This is a genomic window from Microbaculum marinum (genome assembly GCF_037855135.1).
In the GTDB taxonomy this organism is placed as follows: domain Bacteria; phylum Pseudomonadota; class Alphaproteobacteria; order Rhizobiales; family Tepidamorphaceae; genus Microbaculum; species Microbaculum marinum.
On the sequence record NZ_JAZHOF010000013.1, the window covers coordinates 25,517 to 48,659 of the forward strand.

18 protein-coding genes are annotated in these 23,143 nt (G+C 66.5%); all 18 read right to left on the reverse strand.

Features of this window, described 5'->3' with window-relative positions:
- Window positions 1-149 precede the first annotated feature (149 nt).
- Window positions 150-2,744: an outer membrane protein assembly factor BamA gene (gene bamA / locus V3328_RS24325; RefSeq protein WP_340332331.1), complete on the reverse strand. Its 2,595-nt coding sequence runs from the start codon at window positions 2,742-2,744 to the stop codon at window positions 150-152.
- A gap of 154 nt (window positions 2,745-2,898) precedes the next feature.
- Window positions 2,899-4,047, reverse strand: a complete 1,149-nt coding sequence (gene rseP / locus V3328_RS24330; RefSeq protein ID WP_340332332.1) for an RIP metalloprotease RseP — start codon at window positions 4,045-4,047, stop codon at window positions 2,899-2,901.
- 35 nt (window positions 4,048-4,082) lie between these two features.
- Entirely contained in the window at window positions 4,083-5,276 is a 1,194-nt protein-coding gene (locus V3328_RS24335; protein ID WP_340332333.1) for a 1-deoxy-D-xylulose-5-phosphate reductoisomerase, read from the reverse strand.
- Window positions 5,277-5,298: 22 nt separating this feature from the next.
- Window positions 5,299-6,087 carry a phosphatidate cytidylyltransferase gene (locus V3328_RS24340; RefSeq protein WP_340332334.1) on the reverse strand — a complete coding sequence of 263 codons (789 nt, stop codon included), beginning with the start codon at window positions 6,085-6,087 and terminating at the stop codon, window positions 5,299-5,301.
- Between the two features lie 62 nt (window positions 6,088-6,149).
- Window positions 6,150-6,908, reverse strand: a complete 759-nt coding sequence (locus tag V3328_RS24345) for an isoprenyl transferase (protein ID WP_340332335.1) — start codon at window positions 6,906-6,908, stop codon at window positions 6,150-6,152.
- 47 nt (window positions 6,909-6,955) lie between these two features.
- Window positions 6,956-7,516, reverse strand: a complete 561-nt coding sequence (frr, locus tag V3328_RS24350) for a ribosome recycling factor (RefSeq protein WP_340332336.1) — start codon at window positions 7,514-7,516, stop codon at window positions 6,956-6,958.
- Window positions 7,517-7,588: 72 nt separating this feature from the next.
- Window positions 7,589-8,308, reverse strand: a complete 720-nt coding sequence (gene pyrH, locus V3328_RS24355; protein ID WP_340332337.1) for a UMP kinase — start codon at window positions 8,306-8,308, stop codon at window positions 7,589-7,591.
- Window positions 8,309-8,342: 34 nt separating this feature from the next.
- Window positions 8,343-9,269 (reverse strand): translation elongation factor Ts, encoded by a 927-nt coding sequence (gene tsf / locus V3328_RS24360; RefSeq protein ID WP_340332338.1) that lies wholly within the window; start codon window positions 9,267-9,269, stop codon window positions 8,343-8,345.
- Window positions 9,270-9,365: 96 nt separating this feature from the next.
- Entirely contained in the window at window positions 9,366-10,451 is a 1,086-nt protein-coding gene (locus V3328_RS24365; protein WP_340332339.1) for a 30S ribosomal protein S2, read from the reverse strand.
- A gap of 207 nt (window positions 10,452-10,658) precedes the next feature.
- Window positions 10,659-14,093 carry a DNA polymerase III subunit alpha gene (dnaE, locus tag V3328_RS24370; protein ID WP_340332340.1) on the reverse strand — a complete coding sequence of 1,145 codons (3,435 nt, stop codon included), beginning with the start codon at window positions 14,091-14,093 and terminating at the stop codon, window positions 10,659-10,661.
- A gap of 537 nt (window positions 14,094-14,630) precedes the next feature.
- Window positions 14,631-15,338: an ABC transporter ATP-binding protein gene (locus tag V3328_RS24375; protein WP_340332341.1), complete on the reverse strand. Its 708-nt coding sequence runs from the start codon at window positions 15,336-15,338 to the stop codon at window positions 14,631-14,633.
- An 8-nt stretch (window positions 15,339-15,346) separates the two neighbouring features.
- Window positions 15,347-16,618, reverse strand: a complete 1,272-nt coding sequence (locus tag V3328_RS24380; protein WP_340332342.1) for a lipoprotein-releasing ABC transporter permease subunit — start codon at window positions 16,616-16,618, stop codon at window positions 15,347-15,349.
- A gap of 31 nt (window positions 16,619-16,649) precedes the next feature.
- Window positions 16,650-17,969, reverse strand: coding sequence for a proline--tRNA ligase (gene proS, locus V3328_RS24385; RefSeq protein WP_340332343.1), 1,320 nt, complete (start codon window positions 17,967-17,969; stop codon window positions 16,650-16,652).
- Window positions 17,970-18,442: 473 nt separating this feature from the next.
- Window positions 18,443-18,718 carry a DUF1467 family protein gene (locus tag V3328_RS24390; RefSeq protein ID WP_340332344.1) on the reverse strand — a complete coding sequence of 92 codons (276 nt, stop codon included), beginning with the start codon at window positions 18,716-18,718 and terminating at the stop codon, window positions 18,443-18,445.
- A 15-nt stretch (window positions 18,719-18,733) separates the two neighbouring features.
- Entirely contained in the window at window positions 18,734-19,138 is a 405-nt protein-coding gene (mce, locus tag V3328_RS24395; protein ID WP_340332345.1) for a methylmalonyl-CoA epimerase, read from the reverse strand.
- Between the two features lie 40 nt (window positions 19,139-19,178).
- Window positions 19,179-20,849 carry a ribonuclease J gene (locus V3328_RS24400; protein WP_340332346.1) on the reverse strand — a complete coding sequence of 557 codons (1,671 nt, stop codon included), beginning with the start codon at window positions 20,847-20,849 and terminating at the stop codon, window positions 19,179-19,181.
- A 17-nt stretch (window positions 20,850-20,866) separates the two neighbouring features.
- Window positions 20,867-21,685 carry a biotin--[acetyl-CoA-carboxylase] ligase gene (locus V3328_RS24405; RefSeq protein WP_340332347.1) on the reverse strand — a complete coding sequence of 273 codons (819 nt, stop codon included), beginning with the start codon at window positions 21,683-21,685 and terminating at the stop codon, window positions 20,867-20,869.
- Window positions 21,686-21,687: 2 nt separating this feature from the next.
- A complete protein-coding gene (gene nuoN, locus V3328_RS24410) occupies window positions 21,688-23,118 on the reverse strand; it encodes an NADH-quinone oxidoreductase subunit NuoN (RefSeq protein WP_378759468.1) in 1,431 nt (476 codons plus the stop codon).
- Window positions 23,119-23,143: the final 25 nt, after the last annotated feature.

A 23,143-nucleotide genomic window follows, 5' to 3' on the forward strand; every position in this document is an offset into this window, starting at 1 on the left:
CGTCCGCAGGCGGCACTTTGCACCGCAACCTGCGGCCGCCGGATTGAGCGCCGGTGCCGGCAATCGCGCGGCGGCCGGTTTGGCTTGAAGGGGAAATACGAACGGACGAAAGGGCCGCCGGTTTGCCGGCGGCCCCTCGGATTGACAGATCAGAACTGCTTGCCGGCGCCGAAGCGGAAGACCTGGGTGTTGTCGTAGTCTTCCTTCAGGACCGCGTAGCCGAGATCGGCGCGCAGCGGCCCGAACGGCGAGTCCCACATCAGGCTGAAGCCGACGGAGGCGCGCGGCGCCGTGTCGTCGACGTAGCAGCCGTTGGCGCCCGCCGGCACGATGCCGCCCCAGCCGCCGGGATACAGACCGGCGCATTCCGCCATCGTCAGCGTCAGGACCTGCCCGCCCGGCTGCACGATCGTGACCGGACCGGTGTTGCCGACATTGAACAGGACACCGGCGTCAGCGAAGAACGCCCCGCGGAAGCCGAGATCGTCCGGGATGAACGGGAACGGGAACTGCACTTCCGCGGTTGCGGCGGCGAACACCTTGCCGCCCAGCGCATCGCGCTGGCCGCCAGGCGTCAGGTCGCGCGGACCGTAGCCGGAGGTGTCGAAGCCGCGGATCGTCTCGCCACCCTTGAAGTAGGTGTCGGTGACCGGAATGTCATACCCGCCCCAGCCGTTGATGACGCCGCCGGAGACCTTGAACAGGCTGACGACGTCGGGGCCGACCTCGCGATAGTACCGAGCTTCGCCGTCGGACCGCAGATAGTTCGCGTCGCCGCCGGCGCCCGCCAGATCCTGCGAGAAGCGCAGGTACCAGCCGTTATGCGGACGGGTGAAGCTGTCCAGCGTCGAGTAGGTCAGGTCGTAGCCGAAGATCGAGTACAGACGCTTGCCCTGTGCAGCGACGATGGCGATCGAGGCTTCCGGCGCGAACACGTCCGGGATGCCATCGCCATTGGTGTCGCCGCCATACGGCCAGATCCAGTTGACGCCGTTCCACAGGACGGGATTGCCGCAGGTGTTCTGGGCAAGCGCCTTGTTGGTGACCGGTCCGCAGCCGTCGCCCAGGTATTCCGGGATCTGCGTCTCGGACTGGTACAGACGATAGCGGCCGAGGAACGAGGTCTCCTCGTTGAGCGCGAAGCCCATGCGCAGTCCGCCGCCGGCCGCCTTGATCTTGTAGGACGAGGTGTCGGAGTAGTCGAGGTCGCGATAGAACGCGTCGACGCCCGCCGAAAGCCGCCGGCCGAGGAAATAGGGCTCGGTGAAGCTGAAGTCGATCGACTCCTTCTTCTCGCCGAACGAGCCGCCGAGGCTGAGGATCTGACCGCGGCCGAGCAGGTTGCGCTCGGTGATCGAGACGTCGGCGACCAGGCCGTCGCGCGTCGAGTAGCCGCCACCGACGGAAACTTCACCGGTCGGCTGCTCGACCACGTCGACATTGATGACGACACGATCCGGCGCCGATCCCTGCTGACGGCTGATGTTGATGCCCTCGAAGTAGCGCAGGGCCTCGAGCCGACGCTTGGCGCGGTCCATCATCACGACGTTGTAGGCGTCGCCTTCGGCGAAATCGAACTCGCGACGGATGACGCTGTCGAGTGTCCGGGTGTTGCCACGGATGTTGATGCGCTCGATGTAGACGCGCGGCCCCTCCTCGACGATGTAGGTCAGGTCGATCGTCTTGGTGTCGAAGTTGCGGTCGCCGCGCGGACGCACCTGGGCGAAGGCGTAGCCGGCGTTGGCGAGCTCCAGGGTCATCGCCTCGAGCGTGTTCTCGACCTTGTTGGCGTTGTAGGTGTCGCCGGTCTGCGTCTCGATGACGCCGCGCAGGGACTCCGGATCGACGTCGCGCACATAGGCCTGCACGTCGATGTCGCCGAACTGGTACTTCTCCCCTTCGTCCACCGTGATCGTGACGTAGAACGCATTGCGCTCGCGATCGAGTTCGGCAACCGCGGATATGACGCGGAAATCGGCGTAGCCGTTCTTCAGATAGAACCGCCGCAGCAGCTCCTGGTCGGCTTCGAGCCGCTGGGGATCGTAGACGTCGGAGGACTTCAGCCAGCTGAGCCAGTTGCGCTCCGTGGTGTTGATGACATCACGCAGGGCACCGTCGCCGTAGGCCTTGTTCCCGATGAAGTTGATGCCGACGATGCTGGTCTTGTCGGCTTCGTTGATCTCGAAAACCAGATTCGCGCGGTTGTCGGGCAGATCGATGATCTTCGGATCCACCCGCGCGCCAAATCGGCCGGACCGGCGATAGAGCTGCAGGATGCGCTGCACGTCGCCTTCGATCTTGGCGCGCGTCAGCACGGACCGCGGCTGCGACTCGATTTCGGCCAGCAGCACCTCGTCCTTGAGCTTCTTGTTGCCCTCGAAGGACACCAGATTGACGATCGGGTTCTCGACGACGACGACCACGAGCGTGTTGCCGCGCATGTTGATATTGACGTCGGAGAACAGGCCGGTGGCGAACAGCGTCTTGAGGGACTCGTCGGCGGAGTACGCGCTGTAGCCCTGCCCCGGCTGCAGAGACAGATAGGATTTGATCGTTTCGGCGTCGACGCGCCTGTTACCTTCCACGACGATCGAGCTGACCGTCTGGGCCTGCACCACCGACGCGCCGAACATCTCGCCCCCGCCGGGCGCAGCGAGCAACGCCGCCGCCACGAACAGGAAACCGATGCCCCGCTTGAGAATTCTTACCACTGACACCATCGGGTTGTCGGTCCTCAGATCCATCTGACCTTCTTTTTCTGCGGGCGCAAAACCGCTAGGGCGCCGGCCGATTCTTCGCAGCCCGTCGCGTTTGTAACGGCTTTTATCCATTATGAAAACAGGCATTCGGCCGCCCCTCGAACTCCCCCGCGGGTCGTTGCATGCCGGCAACGGCCCGTCATGACCGGCTCGCGATATTGACGATGTCGTTCCACGTCGCAAACAGCATAAGCATCAGCACCAACGCAAGTCCTACCCTGAAACCGATATCGACAGCCCGGTCGGACAACGGACGCCCGCGAACTGCTTCAATGGCATAAAAGAGTAAATGTCCCCCATCCAACATCGGCACCGGTAACAGATTCAGGAAGCCGATTGAAATGCTTAGAATCGCCGTGAGGTTCAAAAGCGCCAGGAAGCCAAGTTTGGCGACCTGCCCGGACATTTCCGCGATGCGAATCGGTCCGCCGAGTTGGTCGGCCGCCTCGCGCCCGACGATCACGCCCACCAGATAGGACACCGTCCGCTCGATGACGTAGCCGGTCTCCCTGGTGCCTTCCCAGACCGCCGCGGGAATCGAATAACGGACCTGGCTCACTTCTTCCGGGCTGGCGCTGCGCTGGATGCCGAGCAGCCCGATCCGATGCGTGTTGCCGAACCGGTCGTCGACCTCTCGCAGCTCCGGCGTGGCAACCAGGTCAACCGGTTCGCCGTTTCGCTCCACGACGAACTCGAGCGGAACGCCCGGGTTGACGCTTACGATGCGCTGCATCGCCGAGAAGCTGTCGATCGCCTCGCCGTTTATCGACACGACCAGGTCACCCTGTTCGAAGCCCGCCGCGGCGGCAGCCGAGTCAGGTGTGATGGCGTCGACGCGCGCCGGCGTCACGAACTTGCCGACGGACGCGAAAATCGCCGCGAAGATCACGATCGCCAGGATGAAGTTCGCGACAGGCCCAGCCGCGACGATCGCCGCGCGTTGCGGCAGCGACTTGAAGTGAAAGCTGACCCGCTTCTCCTCCTCGCTCAGCTCGGCAAGCGCTTCGGAGTCCGGGGAACTCGCCACCGAATCGTCGCCGTGGAATTTCACGTAGCCTCCCAGCGGGATCCAGGACAGCCGCCAACGCGTGCCGTGCCGATCGTGGAAGCCAGCTATTTCAGGTCCAAATCCTATAGAAAAGGTATCTATCTTGACGCCGCACCAGCGCGCCACGAGGAAGTGGCCGAGTTCATGGAAGAAGACGACGACGGTCAGGACGAACAGAAATGGAATAATATACGAGAGAGCCCCGGTACCGAAGGCGCCCAAAGACTCCAGAATGCCCATTCAACTACCTCTATTCGCGCGTGACCGCCGGCGGGTCAGCTGACCTGCTCGAGGCGCTCCGGTATCATCGACAACGCGACATCGCGCGCCCACTCGTCGAGCGCAAGTGCATCGTCAAGGGAATACGGCTCACCCACCCGCTCGGTCGCCGACCGGTCCAGACCATTCTCGACGATTTTGGCAATATCGGGGAAGCCAATGCGTTTTGTCAGGAATGATGCCACGGCTATCTCGTTTGCCGCATTCAGCACGGTGGCCGTTCCGCCTCCGGTCTCGAGCGCGTATCGGGTAAGCCGGAGGGCGGGAAAGCGCTGGGAATCCGGCGCCTCGAACGTCAGTCGCCCGAGCGCGGCCAGATCGAGGCGTGCCGTGGGTGCGGGTATGCGTTCGGGCCAGGCAAGGCTGTAGGCAATCGGCGTGCGCATGTCGGGCTCGGCCATCTGGGCCACCACCGACCCGTCCTGGTAAGCCACGAATCCGTGGATGATGCTCTCCGGGTGCACGAGAACGTCGAGCCGTTCCGACTCGATGTCGAAGAGATGATGCGCCTCGATGAGTTCGAGCCCCTTGTTCATCAGGGTTGCCGAATCGACCGAGATTTTGGCGCCCATGCTCCAGTTCGGGTGGCGCACGGCCTCCTGCGGCGTGACGGCCGCCAGCCGTTCCATGGACCAGGTGCGGAACGGACCGCCGGAGGCGGTCAGCGTGACGCGCTCGACGCACCGGGAAAGCGCCGGGTCGAGCGCCTGGAAGATCGCCGAATGCTCGGAGTCGACCGGCAGAACGCGCGCTCCCCCCGCCTTCGCGGTGCGCATGAAGAGCGGGCCGGCGGTAACGAGACATTCCTTGTTGGCAAGAAGAATGGTGGCGCCCCGCTCCGCGGCCGCCAGGGTCGGCGCCAGCCCGGCCGCGCCGACGATCGCCGCCATGATCCGGTCGGCCGGACGCAACGCGGCCTCGACCAGCGCCCCCGGGCCGGCGGCGGCTTCCACGCCGGTTCCCGACAGCGCCGCCTTCAGCGGTTCGTAGCAGGCCGGGTCGGCCACTGCCGCAAAGCGCGCGTCGAACCGGATGGCGATATCCGCAAGGGCATCGACGTTCGAATTTGCGGTAACGGCCTCGACCGCGAAGCGCTCGGGCATGCGTGCGATCAGATCGAGCGTATTCTGCCCGACCGAGCCTGTCGCACCGAGCACGGTGATTCTTTCAGGCGCGTCGTGACTGTTCATTCTCTCTCTCGAATTCCGCAGCCTACCACAGCATCAATCCCGCGCCAGCCGAATGAAGTCCGCCGCGCCAGACGCCGACGATCGCGGCCAGCAGGGCAGCGGCCACCAGCGAGTCGATGCGGTCCATCAGGCCGCCGTGGCCGGGGATCAGCCTGCTCGCGTCCTTCGCGCCGAAGCGGCGCTTCAGGCCGGATTCAAACAGGTCTCCCGCCTCGGAGACGACCGACAGCAATGCGGCCAGGATCGCAATCGACACCATGTCGGCCTGCAGCGTCAGACCGACGAAGACCAGGCTCGCTCCGACCGCGGACACAAGCCCCCCCGCCGCACCGGCCCAGGTCTTGTTCGGCGAAACGCGAGGCGCCAGCCTCGGGCCGCCGATCATTCGCCCGCTGAAGTAGGCCCCGATATCCGTCGCCCACACGATGATCATCAGCCAGGCCACGGCGAAAAGCCCGAAGTCAGGATCCTGCCGCAGGACGACGAACCCCAGCATCGGCAGGGCGGCATACAGGATGCCTGCGGCGAACAGCCTGCCCGGATCGCTGCGCCACGCCAGCAGCTGGCCCCCGAGGATTCCGATCAGCAGCAGGATGCCCGATAGTTCCAGCATCCCGGCGGCGAACGCAAGCACAGTTCCGCAGACGCAGGCAGCGGCCAAGGCGACGGCCGCGTCGAAATACCTGCCGCGACTGACCCCGCTCCACTCCCCGACCAGCACGGCACCGGAGACCGCGGCGAGCGCCGCGAATGCCCAGCCGCCGAACCAGGCGAGCGCAAGGACGGTCGGACCCAGGACGAGCGCAGACATGGCCCGAATGCCGAGATCGGAAACGCGGCCGGACCACCGCGGGCCGGCCGGTCCCGGACCGGTCACTTGGCCGCCTGAGCAGCCAGTCCGCCGAAGCGACGCTCGCGATGCCGGAACTCCTCGATCGCGGCGATGAAATCGTCGCGGCCGAAATCCGGCCAGTAAACCTGCGAAAAGACGAACTCGGTATAGGCGCACTGCCAGAGCAGAAAGTTGCTGATCCGCTGCTCGCCGCCGGTGCGAATCATGAGGTCCGGATCCGGCACCCCGGCAGTGTCGAGGTGCCGGGACAGGCAGTCGCCATCGATCTCGCCGGGATCCAGTGTCCCTGACGCGACTTCCTCGACCATCCGGCGCACGGCGCGGGCGATGTCGTCGCGGCCGCCATAGTTGAAGGCGACGACGAGCGTCAGGCCGTCATTGTCACGGGTCAGCGACTCGGCCTCGTCGAGAAGGGCGCGGATGTCGGCGTCGAGGTCGTCGCGACGGCCGATCACCCTGATCCGGATGCCGTTGCGGTGAAGCTCGGCCAGATCGTTGCGGATGAAGCGCCGGAGAAGCGCCATCAGGTCGAGCACCTCGCTGCGCGGCCGCGACCAGTTCTCGGAGCTGAAGCTGTAGATGGTGAGGTAGCGCACGCCCAGTTCGCCGGCGATACGGACCGTCCTGCGAAGCGCCTCGACGCCTGCCCGGTGTCCCTCGGCGCGGGGCAGTCCCCGGCGGACCGCCCAGCGTCCGTTCCCATCCATGATGATGGCAACGTGAGCGGGGATCACCAGCGAACCGCTGCCGCCGGACAATGCCGTGGCGGGTGCTTCCATGTCGAAATAGCCTCTGGAAAGACGATGCTTCGTCGATAGACGGTTCCCTAAACCTGCAGAACTTCCTTTTCCTTCGTCGCCAGCGCCTCGTCTATCTCGGCGACGAACCCGTCGGTCAGCTTCTGAACGTCATCGGAGTACTGCCGATGCTCGTCCTGGCTGATCGTGTGATCCTTCTCCAGCCGCTTCAGGTGCTCCATGCCGTCGCGCCGCACGTGACGAACCGCGACCCGCGCCTGCTCGGCATACTTGTGGGCAAGCTTCACGATCTCCTGCCGCCGCTCGGCGTTGAGCTCGGGAATCGGTATCCGGAGGTTCTGGCCGTCGACCACGGGGTTGAGGCCGAGATCGGCCTCCCGAATCGCCTTGTCGACCGCACCGATCAACGACCGGTCCCAGACGTTCACGCCGATCATGCGCGCCTCGGGAACGGTGATCGTGGCGACCTGATTGAGCGGCATCGGCGATCCATAGGCCTCGACCATCACCGGATCGAGGATGTTGATCGACGCGCGTCCCGTGCGCAGCCCCGAGAACTCCGTCCTGAGAACGTTCACCGCCCCCTGCATGCGCCGCTTCAGATCGGCAAGATCGAAATCGCCTTCCATGGTCTTCTCCCGCCCCTTCTCCGGGTATCCTTTACTGGAAACGATCCGGCAGGGAAATGATGGCCGCTCGAGTCAGCCGCTGACAAGGGTCGCACGGCCCGCGCCGGTCAGGACGTCGGCAAGCGCACCGGGATTGTGGATATCGAATACGACAATCGGAATGTCGTTGTCACGGGCAAGCGCGAAGGCGGCGGTGTCCATGATCTTCAGGTCGCGGACCAGGGCGTCCGCGAACGTCAGCGTCTCGAACCGCCTGGCGTCGGGGTAAACCTTCGGGTCGGCGTCGTAGACGCCGTCGACCTGGGTCCCCTTGAGGATCACGTCGCACCCGAGTTCGGCGGCCCGCAACGCCGCGGCGGTATCGGTGGTGAAGAACGGGTTGCCGGTCCCCGCGGCACAGACGACGACGGTACCGGCGGCGAGCAGGTCCAGCCCCCGTTGCCGGGTCAGCGTGCCGCAGATCGCTTCCATCGCGATCGCCGAGAGCGCCCGCGCCGGGGCGCCGGCCTGCTCGATCGCGGAGGCCAGCGCCACCGCGTTCATGACGGTCGCCAGCATTCCCATGCCGTCGGCGGTGGCGCGGTCCATTCCGCGCGCGGCGCCGGCGACACCGCGGAAGATGTTGCCGCCACCGACGACGATCGCCATCTCGACGCCGGAACGCGCGGCGGCTGCGACTTCGCCGGCGATCCGGTCGAGCACTCCCATGTCAACGCCGAACGTCCCCTCTCCCATCAACGCCTCGCCGGAGACCTTCAGGAGCACGCGCTTGTAAGCGGGGGACGCCGGCATCGTGGGGCCTTTCGGGAGCGCCGCGGACCTTGCCTCAGCCGCTGACCGCGGCGGCCACTTCGGCCGCAAAGTCGGTCTCGTCCTTCTCGATGCCTTCGCCTAGCGCGAACCTGACGAAGCCGACGAGCCTGACGGGCGCGCCGATGTCGCCCTGCGCATCCTTGAGCGCCTGCTCGACGGTCTTGTCGGGATCGATGACGAAGGCCTGCTTCAGCAGGACGGACTCCTCGTAGAACTTGCGCACCCGGCCTTCCACCATCTTCTCGATGATGTTGTCGGGCTTGCCGGATTCGCGCGCCTGCTCGCGAAAGACGCCGCGCTCGCGCTCGACGACGGCCGGATCGACGCCGTCAACGTCGACGGCGAGCGGGTTCGTCGCCGCGACGTGCATGGCGACCTGACGTCCGAACGCCTCCAGCTTGCCGGCGTCGCCGGCCGACTCCAGCGCCACCAGCACGCCGATCCGGCCCAGTCCGGGCGCCGTCGCGCTGTGCATGTAGGTCGACACGACGCCGGGCGAGACTTCGAAGCCGGCGGAGCGGCGCAGGGTGAGGTTCTCGCCGATCTGGCCGACCATTTCCTGGACGTGCTCGGCGACCGTCTTCGACGTGCCGGGGAAGCCTGCCTGCGACAGCGCCTCGAAGTCGCCGCCGACGGACAGCGCGACGTCGGCAATCGAGCGCACCATCGACTGGAAGGTCTCGTTGCGCGCGACGAAATCCGTCTCGGCGTTGACCTCGACGACGACGCCCTTGCCGCCGTCGCCGGCGACCGCGACGAGGCCCTCTGCGGCGACACGGCCGGCCTTCTTGGCGGCCTTCGACAGCCCCTTGGCACGCAGCCAGTCGATCGCGGCCTCCATGTCGCCGTCGTTCTCGGCGAGCGCGGTCTTGCAGTCCATCATGCCTGCGCCGGTCTGTTCGCGCAGGGCTTTCACCATCGTCGCGGTGATGTTTGCCATTTCGGCCTCCTGAATTCTGACGGTCGGCGGGCGGGCCGGTCGTCCGGCCCGCTCCGCGGTACAGTCCGGTACGGCCCCGCAGGGGCCTGCGCGCCCCTACTCGGCGTCGCCTTCGGCAAGCCGACGGGCCTGGCCGATCCAGTCGTCACGGGAAATGCGGCCGTGCAGCGCGAGTTCGTCGTCGATCTTGCGGCCGTCCTCCTCGCCGAGCGTGGCGATCTGCCAGTAATGGAAGACCCCCATGTCGTTGAGCTTCTGCTCGAGAACCGGTCCGACGCCGGTGATCTTCTTCAGATCGTCCGGCGCGCCGCGGGGAGCCGCCAGCAGTTCGAAGGTCGGAGCCTCGACGTCCGGCACCGTGATGACCTCTTCCGGAGTGGCCTCGGCCTGCGGCGTGGCGGCGACTTCCGGCGCGGCGGCGGCCTCCTCCAGCGCCTCCTCGACGACCGGCTCCTCGGCGGCGCCCTGGTCGATGCCGATGTCGCCCTGGGCGCGCGAGATGCCGTCGATCGCCGCGCGGGCAACCATGTCGCAGTAGAAGTTCAGCGCGCGGCCGGCATCGTCGTTGCCCGGCACGGGATAGGTGATCCCGTCGGGATCGCAGTTGGAGTCGATCACCGCGGCGACCGGAATGCCGAGGCGGCGGGCCTCCTTGATCGCGATCGATTCCTTGTTGGTGTCGATCACGAACAGCATGTCGGGCTGGCCGCCCATGTCCTTGATGCCGCCAAGCGCCCGTTCCAGCTTCTCCCGCTCGCGGGTGAGCTTGAGGCGCTCCTTCTTGGTCAGCGCCATCGCCGCGCCCGAGTCGCCGAGCAGTTCCTCGAGATGGCGGAGCCGCTGGATCGAATGCGAGATGGTCTTCCAGTTGGTCAGCGTCCCGCCGAGCCAGCGCGAATTGACATAATACTGCGCGCAGCGGCGTGCGGCGTCAGCGACCGCCTCGGAGGCCTGGCGCTTGGTGCCGACGAACAGGATGCGACCGCCCTGGGCGACCGTATCGCTGACGGCCTGCAGCATGCGGTGCATGAGCGGAACGGTCTGGGCCAGGTCGATGATGTGGATGTTGTTGCGTTCCCCGTAGATGTAGGACTGCATCTTGGGGTTCCAGCGGTGGCTCTGGTGGCCGAAGTGCACACCGGCCTCGAGAAGCTGGCGCATAGAAAAAGTGGGCAGAGTCATGGCTCTGTCGTCTCCATATCCGGTTGATCCTCCGCGGGCGGAGCCGGAGATCGACGTCCCCGGCACCGGAAAGCACGAGCCGCAGCAATAACGGCGCGCGCGGATGCCCGCGTGCGTGATGAGCGCCTTATATGGGGTCTGCAGGCGCGATTCAACATCTTTCGGGCAGCATCGACCGGGGCGACCAGGGCCGGCGCCGCGCGGACGTCAGTATTCGTGGACGTCGACCACCCCGGGCGCGGCCCGGATCGCAGCGGTGATCTGGGGCGCCACCCGGTAGCGCTGCGGCAGCCGGATCTCGACCTCGGAACGCGGCTCGTCGACCATCACCACGATCGACACCTCGCCCTCGCCCGGCTCGCCCAGCCGCCTGGCGACGCTCTCCACCGTCGCCGCGCCGCGCAGGAAGATGCGGATTCCGCCGGCCGCGGCTTCGGCGATGTCGTCGAGTTGGCGGACCTTCTGCAGGCGCAGCCGCTGCATGTCCCCCATCTGGTCCACCTGGACGAGCACCTCGACGCAGGTGCCGGTTTCCAGAAGATGCCGGTTCTCCGTCAGGAACTCCGAGAAGGCGACCGCCTCGACCTGGCCGGTCGGATCCGACAGTGTGACGATGCCCATGCGCCCGCCGGTGCGCGTGCGGTTCTCGGTCTTCGACACGACGATTCCGGCAATCCGCCCGGAGGCGCGGCCCGACCGCGCCGCTTCCTCGAATTCCGCGATCGTGCGCACCTTGCGCTGCTCGAGCACGGCCTTGTACTCGTCCAGCGGATGGCCGGACAGGAACGTGCCGATCGCATCGTACTCGCGGGTCAGGCGCTCCGCCGGCAGCCACGGCTCGACCGCCGGCAGCGGCAGCGGCTGGGCCTTGCCGCTGCCGAAGAAATCGAAGCCGTTCTGGCCGCCGCTCCTGCCCGCCTCCTCGCGCGCGGCCGTTTCGAGCACCTTGCCGGCGGCCTCGAACATGCGGGCGCGGTTGTCGTCGAACACGTCCATCGCGCCCGCCGACGCCAGCCCTTCCAGAGCCCGCTTGTTGAGGAAGCGCGGGCTGATCCGGGCGGCGAAATCGGCGAGATCCTCGAACGGCCGGTCGCCGCGCACCTCGACGATGTGCTCGACGGCGGCGCGACCGACGTTGCGCAGAGCGGCGAGCGAATAGCGGATCGCCCCGTCCTGCACGGAGAAGTCGACGACGGAGCTGTTGACCGACGGCGGCAGCACGGCGATCCCCATCCGCTCCGCCTCGCGGCGGAACAGGTTCACCTTGTCGGCATTGCCCATGTCGAGCGTCATCGAGGCGGCAAGGAACTCTGTCGGGTAATTGGCCTTCAGGTAGGCGGTCTGGTAGGCGACGAGCGCGTAGGCGGCGGCGTGCGACTTGTTGAAGCCGTAGTCGGCGAACTTGGCGAGCAGCTCGAAGATGTACTCGGCCTGGTGCCGCTCCACGCCGTTGTCCACCGCCCCGTCGACGAAGCGCCGGCGCTGCTTCTCCATCTCCGCGCGGATCTTCTTGCCCATCGCCCGGCGCAGCAGGTCGGCTTCGCCGAGCGAGTAACCGGCCAGGACCTGGGCGATCTGCATCACCTGCTCCTGGTAGATGATGACCCCGAAGGTCTCCTTCAGGATCGGCTCGATCTTGTCGTGGATGTAGTCCGGCGTCTCGCGGCCGTGCTTGCGGTCGTTGTAGGTCGGGATGTTCGCCATCGGCCCCGGCCGGTAGAGGGCGACCAGCGCGATGATGTCCTCGAAGCGGTCGGGCTTCATGCCGAGGATCGCCGACCGCATGCCGCCGGATTCCAGCTGGAACACGCCGACCGTCTCGCCGCGCGAGAGCATCTCGTAGGTCTTCGCGTCGTCCAGCGGCAGCGCCGCCAGATCGACCTCGACCCCGCGCTGGCGCAGCAGCTTGGCGGTGATGTCGAGGACCGTCAGCGTCTTCAGGCCGAGAAAGTCGAACTTCACCAGGCCCGCCGCTTCCGTCCACTTCATGTTGAACTGGGTCGCCGGCATCGCCGAGCGCGGGTCCTTGTAGAGCGGCACGAGCTGGTCGAGCGGCCGATCGCCGATGACGACGCCCGCGGCGTGCGTCGAGGCATGGCGGTAGAGCCCTTCGAGCTTCAGCGCGATGGCCAGCAGCCGGGCAGTCGCCGGATCCTCGTCGCGCGCCTGCTGCAGGCGGGGCTCGCCCTCGATCGCCTCGGCAAGCTTCACCGGGTTGGCCGGATTGGCCGGGATCATCTTCGAAAGCTGGTCGGCACGGCCGTAGGGGATGCCAAGCACGCGGGCGACGTCGCGCACGACGGCGCGCGCCTGCAGGGTTCCGAAGGTGATGATCTGGGCGACGTCGTCGCGCCCGTATTTGTCCTGCACGTAGCCGATGACGCGATCGCGCCCGTTCGGGCAGAAGTCGATGTCGAAGTCCGGCATCGACACGCGTTCCGGGTTGAGGAAGCGCTCGAACAGCAGCCCGAAGCGGATCGGATCCAGGTCGGTGATGGTGAGCGCCCAGGCGACGAGGGACCCGGCCCCCGAACCGCGTCCCGGCCCGACCGGAATGCTGTGCGACTTTGCCCACTTGATGAAATCCGACACGATCAGGAAGTAGCCGGCATAGGCCATGCCCTCGATCACGCCGAGTTCGAATTCCAGCCGCGCCCGGTACTCGGAGGCATCCGTCCCCGGCGCGGTGCCGTGAAACGCCAGCCGCTTCTCCAGGCCGTCGACGGCCTGAACCCGCAATTCGGCCGCCTCGTCCTGCGTCTCCGCGGCAGCGGATTCGGACGTGAAGCGCGGCAGGATCGGCGCGCGCGTCATCGGGCGGTAGCTGCAACGCTCGGCGATCTCGATCGTCGATGCGAGCGCTTCGGGCAGGTCCTCGAACAGCGCCACCATCTCGGCGCGGGACTTCAGGTAGTGTTCGGGCGTCAGCTGCCGCCGTTCCGGATCGGCCACCATCCGCCCCTCGGCGATGCAGATCAGCGCGTCATGTGCCTCGAAGTCGTCGCGGGTGGCGAAGAAGGGCTGGTTGGTGGCGACCAGCGGCAGCCCCAGGTCGTAGGCGAGTTCGACGAGCGAGGCTTCGACCGCGCGCTCGGCATCCGCGCCGTGGCGCTGAAGTTCCACGTAGAGCGCGCCGGGAAACCGCCTCGCCAGGCGCGACAGGACCGCCCGGGCCATCTCGCCGTTGCGTGTCGACAACAGCCGGTCGACTGGGCCTTCCGGACCGCCGGTCAAGGCGATCAGTCCAGCCGTGCGGCCTTCGAGCAGGTGTTCGGGAATGTTCACGTCGCCCGGTCCGTCACCGTCGAGCCAGGCCCGGCTGACGAGATACATGAGGTTGCCGTAGCCGGTCTCGTTGGCGGCGATCAGGACGAGCGACGGCAGCCCCGCCTTGCGGTGGCCGCGACTGCCGGGCTCCTCGATGCCCAGATCGACCGCGAGGGTCACCCCGACGATCGGCTGGATGCCGGCGCCGACGGCCTTCTCCGAGAACTCGAGCGCGCCGAAGAGGTTGTTGCGGTCCGCGATGCCCAGCGCCGGCATGGCGTCCTTCGCCGCCAGGTCGATCAGGCGTGGAATCGGAAGCGCGCCTTCGAGCAGCGAATACGCGGAATGCGATCTGAGGTGGACGAAGCCCGGCATCTATGTCTCCCCGGCACGCCATCTGGCGGCTGCCGATCCAACAATACAGGCCCATCCGATTCGCACCGTCCCAAATGCCCGCCGGAACATCCGGCAGGTGTGGACAAGTCGGTGCCCCGTGCGCGCGCCGCCGCGCCGCAGTCTAGCCGATCCAGGCGGCGAAATCGGCCCAGACCGCCACCGACTGCGAGAACGCGATCACCGCGAAGAAAGCTGCAATATCCCTGATCATCGCTCGATCCTCCCTGTGTGATCGGCAGAGTATGTTCCCGTTTTGTTCTCGTGTCAACACCACCAGATTGCGGGTCGTGTCCGCCTACAGCGAAGGCCCGCCGCTCAGTCAGGCCGCATCTACCGGCGAACGCGGAACAAGCCGCGGCGACGGCATTCAGATGCGTTTCGTGACCGTTGATCGTGAACTGGGCGACCGGACGCCGATCCAGCATTCGGGGCGGTTGGTCGACGTCGGAATGGGGCTACGCGTCCGGCGGATCAGGACCGCGCGCACGGCGTGCGCGTCGTCCCGGCGCAACGCCCTCACAGCTCGACGAGTCGGCCCTCTTTCAGCGTCACCCGGCGGTCCATCCGGCTTGCGAATTCGAGGTTGTGGGTGGCGATGAGTGCAGCCAGACCCGTGCCGTGCACGAGCCGGAGCAGGATGTCGAAGACGTGCTCGGCCGTGTCGGGATCGAGGTTCCCGGTGGGCTCGTCGGCAAGCAGGATGCGTGGCGCATTGGCGACCGCTCGCGCGATCGCAACGCGCTGCTGCTCGCCGCCCGACAGTTCCCCCGGCCTGTGGACGGTGCGATCGGCGAGGCCGAGAAAGCCGAGAAGTTCCCCTGCCCGGCTTTCGGCCTCCTTGCGCGGCAGCCCTGCGATGAGCTGCGGCAGCACGACGTTCTCGAGCGCGGTAAACTCCGGCAAGAGATGGTGGAACTGATAGACGAAGCCGATATGGCGACGCCGCAGCGCGGTGCGGGCGCCGTCGTCCATTTGGGTCGCATCGGTACCCCCGACGAAGACCGTTCCCTGGTCGGGGTGTTCGAGGAGACCGGCGACATGCAGAAGCGTCGACTTGCCGGCGCCGGACGGCCCGACCAGGCCGACGATCTCGCCCGCCGGCAGATCGAGATCGATGCCGCGCAGGACATGCAGGGCGCTTTCGCCCTGCATGTAGGTCCGTTCGATGCCCGACAGCGACAGGGCAGCGGGAACGTGCGCGGCAACGGGCGTTTCGTCGGCCATGTCCATCGCTATTCGTAGCGCAGCGCTTCGACCGGATCGAGCCGGGCGGCCTGCCATGATGGATAGAGCGTGGCCAGGAATGACAGCAGCAGGGCCATGATGACCACCGCGACCACCTCGCCGCCGTCCATCTCGGCTGGAAGGCGGCTGAGATAGTAGAGTTCCGGCGAGAACAGCTCGGTACCCGTCAGGCGTGACAGGCCCTGCCGGATCGATTCGACGTTCCAGCAGACCAGGGTGCCCAGGATCAGCCCGGCGAACGTGCCGACAACGCCGATCGCCGCCCCGGTAATGAAGAACACCCGCATGATCGACCCGCGCGTGGCGCCCATGGTGCGCAGGATCGCGATGTCGTGTCCCTTGTCCTTCACCAGCATGATCAGCCCGGAAATGATGTTGAGGGCGGCGACCAGCACGATCAGCATGAGGATCAGGAACATGACGTTGCGCTCCACCTCGAGTGCCGAGAAGAAGGTCGCGTTGCGCTGGCGCCAGTCGGAGATGAAGATCGGCCGCTCGATCGTCTCGTCGAGCCTCGTGCGGAATGCATCGACGTCGTCGGGATCGTCGACGAACACCTCCACCCCGCTGGCGAGGCCGTCCTCGTTGAAATAGGCCTGCGCCTCCTGAAACGGCATGAAGACGAAGGCGCCGTCATATTCCGACATGCCGATCTCGAAGACCGCGGCCACCGGATACGACTTGATCCGCGGTGTCGTTCCGAACGGCGTGGCGGCTCCGCGCGGCGAGATCAGCGTCATCCGGTCGCCGGCACGAAGGCCGAGGCGCTCGGCGAGGCGGATCCCGATGGCAACGGATTCGCCCTCGTCGAATCCCTCCAGCGTGCCTTGCAGCACGTTGTCGGAAATCGTGCCGAGGCGTTCCAGGTCCGCCTGTCGCATGCCGCGCACCAGCGCCCCGAAGCCGCCGAGGGAGGACGAGGCCATCGCCTGCCCCTCGATGAACGGGAACGACAGGCGCACCCCGTCGATCGCGTCGATCGTCGCGTCGACCTCGTCGAAATCGGTGAACGGCGTATCGTAGACCTGCACGATCAGATGGCCGTTCAGGCCGAGGATCTTGTCCATCAGTTCGTTGCGGAAGCCGTTCATCACGGCCATGACGATGATCAGCGTGGCGACCCCGAGCATGATGCCGAGGAAGGAGAACCCGGCGATCACGGAAATGAAGCCGGCACTGCGCTGCGCCCGCAGATAGCGTAGCGCGATCATCCATTCGAAGACGGCGAACGGCCGCGTGACCCGGGGGGTTTCGCTCATCGGCCCGGGGCCCGGAATCCGGCCGGCCGTATCAACCGGCGAGTTTCGACACGGCGGAGTCCGCAGACAGAGAACGGCGTTCGCCGGTGGCGCGGTTCTTGAGCTCCACCTCTCCGGCGGCAAGTCCCTTCGGTCCGACGATGAGCTGCCACGGCAGCCCGATCAGTTCGGCCGTGGCGAATTTCGAGCCGGCCCGCTCGCCCGTATCGTCGTAGAGCACGTCGCGACCGGCGCCGGTCAGCTTTGCGTATAGGTCCTCGCATGCGGCATCCGTTGCGGCATCGCCGCTCTTCAGGTTGATCAGCCCCACATCGAAGGGCGCCACCGACTCCGGCCAGATGATTCCGGCATCGTCGTGGCTCGCCTCGATGATTGCGGCAACAAGCCGCGTCGGGCCGATGCCGTAGGATCCCATGTGTACCGGATTCTCCGATCCGTCGGGACCGGCAACGACCGCTTTCATCGGGGCGGAATACTTGGTGCCGAAATAGAAGATGTGTCCGACCTCGATCCCGCGCGCGGAGATGCGACGGTCGGCGGGGACCTCCGCCTCGAATCTGGCGGCATCGTGCTTCTCGTCCGTTGCCGCGTAGGATTCGAGCCAGCGGCTGACGATCGGCGACAGGTCCGCCTCGAAGTCCGTGTCTTCGCCCGGGATCGGAAGGTCGAGGAGTTCCTTGTCGCAGAACACCTCGCTCTCGCCGGTCTTGGCGAGGATGATGAACTCGTGGCTCATGTCGCCGCCGATCGGTCCGGAATCGGCCGCCATCGGGATCGCCTTGAGCCCGAGCCGCGCAAAGGTGCGCAGGTAGGCGACGAACATCTTGTTGTAGGAGACCCGAGCGCCGGCCTGATCGAGATCGAACGAGTAGGCGTCCTTCATCAGGAACTCGCGCGATCGCATCACGCCGAACCTGGGGCGCACCTCGTCGCGGAACTTCCACTGGATGTGGTAGAGGTTCAGCGGCAGATCGCGGTAACTGCGAACGGACGCCCGAAAGATCTCGGTGATCATTTCCTCGTTGGTGGGCCCGAACAGCATGTCGCGCTCGTGCCGGTCCTTTATCCGCAGCATCTCCTTGCCGTAGTCGTCGTAGCGGCCGCTCTCGCGCCACAGATCGGCCGACTGGATCGTCGGCATCAGCACCTCGATGGCCCCGGCGCGGTTCTGCTCTTCGCGGACGACCTGCTCGACCTTCTTCAGGACCTTGTAGCCGAGCGGCAGCCAGGCATAGATGCCGGCCGCCTCCTGCCGGATCATGCCGGTGCGCAGCATCAGGCGATGCGAGACGATGTCCGCCTCTTTGGGCGTCTCTTTCAGGATCGGCAGAAAATAGCGTGACAGGCGCATCTGAGGAAAGAATCCGGGCTGTTCTTGTGCGCCGCGACACAAGCGCATCGCCACGCAAAATACAAGGGCAACCCGGCAGCGGTCGCCGGTGCGGGATTGTATAGACGGCCGTCGAGCACTACCTCACTGGCGGCCGGGCGACCCGCGAAGATGCTGCTCCGGCTAAACGCAATGTTCGAATTGCGAACAAATGCTCGCATATCGAGCGAAAGGCGAACTCACCCCACTCACGAACAGAAACATATTGCAACGTTCGCGCGACTGCGTATTGTGACCAGCAGAAAAGGCCACGTGCCACGATCTCCCATCACTCAAGGTGAGGGAACGGCCCAGGTCTCGGGAGGAAGCGACACCGGTTTTCGCCGTCAACGGCGATCCTGGAATAAGGGATAGGCAGAGGCCGCTGAGTCCCGCGCGAAACTACAAAAGCAAGGCGACGCCTTGCTTTTTTTATTGCCGCTTCACACGGATAACTAGATCGGCCGGCTGAAGTCGGGCAGCAACGGGATGTCGTCCAGGGTCAATCCGCCCCACATGACGATGCCGTAGAACACTCCGAATATCACGGCGGCAATGAGCGTCGTTGCGACCAGCTTGCGGACGAGCATCGGCCTCTCGGGCGAGCCCGGCTCCGAGCCCGGCACCACTTCGCCCCGGTCCGCCTGCGTGCGCACCCCCCACGGCAGCACGGCAAACAGAACCAGCCACCAAAGCACGAAGTAGATCGCTAGTCCGCTGGTGATCGGCATCGGCTGTCGGCCGGATCAGGCCTGCTCCAGTTCGACGAGGGTACCGCAGAAGTCCTTCGGATGCAGGAACAGCACCGGCTTGCCATGGGCGCCAATCTTCGGTTCGCCGCCGCCCAGCACCCGCGCACCGTCTCGCGTCAGCTTGTCGCGGGCGGCGATGATGTCGTCCACCTCGTAGCAGATGTGATGGATGCCGCCATCGGGGCTGCGCTCGAGAAACTTCGCAATAGGCGAGTTCTCGCCGAGCGGCTCCAGCAGTTCGATCTTGGTGTTCGGCAGGATGATGAACACCGTCGTGACGCCATGATCCGGCTGCGGCACCGCGTCCGAGACCTCCGCGCCGAGCGTGTCGCGGTAGACGGCAGCGGCAGCGGCAATGTCCGGCACCGCGATGGCGACGTGGTTGAGACGTCCGAGCATGTCAGTCAACTCCGCGCTGGTCCGGCCGGTACGACGGGGCTCATACAGTCATGACGAAGACATGACAAACGGGCTTTTTGCCCCATCCCGCGTTGACGGCGTTGCGAACCGCACGCCGCATCGATTCCGCCAGGGCGTCGGGATCGCGCCGCCGCGCCCGCGGCAGACCCCGCAGCGTCTGTTCGACCGCATCGTAGACGAGTTCGACGAACGGCACCCCCATTGCATCGAACTCCGGCACGCCGATCAGTTCGATGTCCGGATCGCCTACGGCCTCGCCGCGCTCGTCGATCGCCAGCCCGACCCCGACGAAGCCTGAGAAGCTCAGCCTGCGGCGGTCGCGCACCGTGTCGGAGTCCTCGCGCTCGGTGATCCTGCCGTCCTTGTACAGGCGTCCGGCGGGCACCTCGTCGACGATTTCCGCAGGCCCCGGAGCAAGCCGGACCATGTCGCCGTTGTAGGCGGTGACGACTTCCGGCACCTTCATCTCGCGCGCGAGTTTCGCGTGCGCGACCAGATGCCTGGCCTCGCCGTGCACCGGAACGGCGACCTCCGGGCGAACCCAGCCGTACATGTCCTGCAATTCCTCGCGGCGCGGATGCCCCGAGACGTGAACCAGGTGCGTGTCGTCGGTGACGATCTCGATCCCGGCTCGGGTCAGGGCGTTGACGACTGTGCCGATCTCCCGCTCGTTGCCCGGGATCGATCTTGCCGAGTAGATCACGCGGTCCCCCGACGCCAGCGACACGGTGGGATGGTTGCCCGCTGCGATCCTGGTCAGCGCCGCGCGCGGTTCGCCCTGGCTGCCGGTGCACAGCAGCACCACCTTGTCGCGCGGCAACGTCCGGTACATGTCCTCGCCGAGGAAGGCGGGGAGGCCCTCCAGCAATCCTTGTTCGCGCGAGACCGCGATGACCCGTCGCATCGCGCGGCCGACGACCACGACGCTGCGCCCGGCGGCGGCTGCCGCTTCGGCGACTGACCGGATCCGGGCGACATTCGATGCGAAAGCGGTCACCGCGACCCGGTGCGGCGCCTCGGCGATGGCTTCGGCCAGTCCCTTCCGGACGTCGCCCTCCCCCGGCGACCGGCCCGGGCGCAGGACGTTCGTCGAATCGCAGACGATCGCCCGGCAGCCTTCGCGGCCCAGGGCGATGAAGGGTGCCGGATCGAACGGCTGGCCGATCACGGGATCGGCATCGATCTTCCAGTCGGCGGTGTGCAGCACCGTGCCGGCGGGCGTCCGGATCACAACAGCGTTCGGTTCGGGAATGGAGTGGGTCACGGAGATCAGTTCGACGTCGAACGGACCGGCCTTGAACCGCCCGCCCAGGGGGACGACCTCGACAGGCACCGGCGAGGCGCCGGGCTCTTCGTCGATCTTCGCGCTCAGCAGGCCGGCGGTGAACGGCGTCGCGTAGACCGGCGCCCGCAATCGCGGCCATAGATCCGGAAGCGCGCCGAAGTGATCCTCGTGGGCATGGGTGATGACGATACCCTCGAGCGCCCCGCGCTCCTCCTCGATGAAGCCGATGTCGGGAAAGATCAGGTCGATGCCCGGCAGGTGTTCCTCCGCGGCGAAGCTCACCCCGCAGTCGACCATCAGCCAGGACCAGCGGCCGGGACGCCCGTAGCCGTACAGGCCGAGGTTCATGCCGATTTCGCCGACGCCGCCGAGCGGCAGGAATACGAGTTCTTCGGATCGCGCCATTTGGTCCCTGGTTTCCACTACGCGGACGCGACGGTTCCGAAATGGACCTCGCCTGCGGCGATCCGCACGTCCCTGCCGTCCTGGCCGCGAACGATCAGGCAGCCATCGGAATCGAGCGTCCGGAAAGTTCCGCGGATGACGTTCGAGCCCATCTTTACCGCGACGGGGCCGCCAAGGCCCGCCGCCCGCGACAGCCAGGCGTTGCGGATCGAGTCCAGTCCGCGGCCCCCGTCCCACTCCAGGTAGCGCGAGACCCAGCTGTCGGACAGGGCGGCAAACAGGGCCTCGGCGGTCGTCGCACCGCCGAGTTCGTTCAGACTGGCCGCCGCATACGGAACGTCCGCAGGCGCACTGACGACGTTGACGCCGATGCCGACGACGATCGCGGTGCGGCCGCCCTGCACCCCTTCCGATTCGAGCAGTATCCCGGCGATCTTGGCGCCGCCGGCGACGACGTCATTCGGCCACTTCAGCTCGAAGCGGCTCCCGTCACGTCCAGAAGCGCCGTCCAGTCCGGTACGCACCGTGAGATGCGGCACCACCCGCAGCAGCGCGTCCGACAGCGCCAGCCCGGCGACGAAGCCGAGCGTTGCCGCGACTGCGCCCGAAACCTCCGTCGTGAGGAGAAGGCTGGAGGCGAGGTTTCCGGCAGCGGTCTCCCACGGCCGGCCGCGCCGGCCCCGTCCCTGCGTCTGATGCGAGGACACGCACCAGGACGGACCTGCATCGCCCGCCCGAGCCCGCGACAGGGCTTCGGCGCTGGTCGATCCGATCGTTTCGAATTGCACCAGGCCGTAGCCCGCTTCGGCGGCAGCGGGGCCGAGTGCGAAGGCCATCGTCAGAACAGAGACTTGGCCGCGGCCCCGGCCGCTTCCACCAGCGGTGCCGGATAGACGAAAAAGAGCAGCACGATCAGGCCTGCGACGCCGAGCACCGCCTTGAGCTCGCCGCCCATGCGCTCGAACGGTGCGGCGGGCTCGTCGAAGTACATGATCTTGACGATCCGCAGATAGTAGAACGCGCCGACCACGCTCGCCAGAACGCCGATGACGGCGAGCGGATACAGTTCGGCCTCGATGGCCGCCAGGAACACGTAGAACTTGGCGAAGAAGCCGGCGAGCGGCGGAACGCCGGCGAGCGAGAAGAACATCACCGCAAGGAAGAACGCCGCCGTCCCGTTGGTTCGCGACAGGCCGGCGAGGTCGTCGATGTTCTCGACCATGGTGTCGCCGCGCCGCATCGACAGGATGAACGCGAAGGTTCCAAGCGTCATGGCAAGATAGATGGCCATGTAGATGACGATGCCCTGCACCCCGGCCTCGCTGCCGGCAGCCAGGCCCACCAGCGCGTAGCCCATGTTGGCGATCGAGGAATAGGCCATCAGCCGCTTGATGTTGCGCTGTCCGATGGCGGCGAAGGCGCCGAGCGCCATCGAGGCGATCGCCAGGAAGGCGATGATCTGCTGCCACTGCGCGGTCGCCGCCGGGAACGCCTCGACGGCGACCCGGATCAGCATGCCCATCGCAGCCACCTTCGGTGCCGACGCGAAGAACGCGGTGACCGGCGTCGGCGCGCCCTCGTAGACGTCCGGGGTCCACATGTGGAACGGCACGGCGGAGATCTTGAAGGCGATGCCGGCGAACAGGAACACCAGGCCGAAGATCAGGCCGATCGAACCGCCGCCGGTCGTCACGGAGTCGGCAATCCCGGCATAGGTGACCGAACCGCAGAAGCCGTAGACCAGCGACGCGCCGTAGAGCAGCATGCCGGAGGCAAGCGCCCCGAGCACGAAGTACTTGAGGCCGGCTTCGGTCGAACGGGCCGAATCGCGCTGGATGGAGGCCACCACGTAAGCCGCGAGGCTCTGCAGCTCGAGACCGAGATACAGGGTGATCAGGTCGTTCGCCGACACCATGACGAACATGCCCGTCGTCGCCAGCACGATGAGCACGGGGTACTCGAACCGGTTGAGCCGGCCGAACCGCATGTAGTCGACCGACAGCAGGATCGCCGCCGCCGAGCCGATCGCGATGAGCGTCTTCATGAAGCGGGCGAACGGGTCGAGCACGAAGCCGTCCGAGAACACCGGCGTTCCCTCTGCCGGTATCAGCCAGACCAGCACCCCTGCCGCGATCACCAGAGCCATCGACAGGCCGGCGGAGATCGAGGGGGACTTCTCGTTCCGGAACGCGCCGATCATCAGCGCCACCATGGCGCCGACGGCCAGCAGGATCTCCGGCGCGGCCGGCAGGAATGTCGCGAATGTCATGTTCGCCTGCATCTGCCCGGTCCCG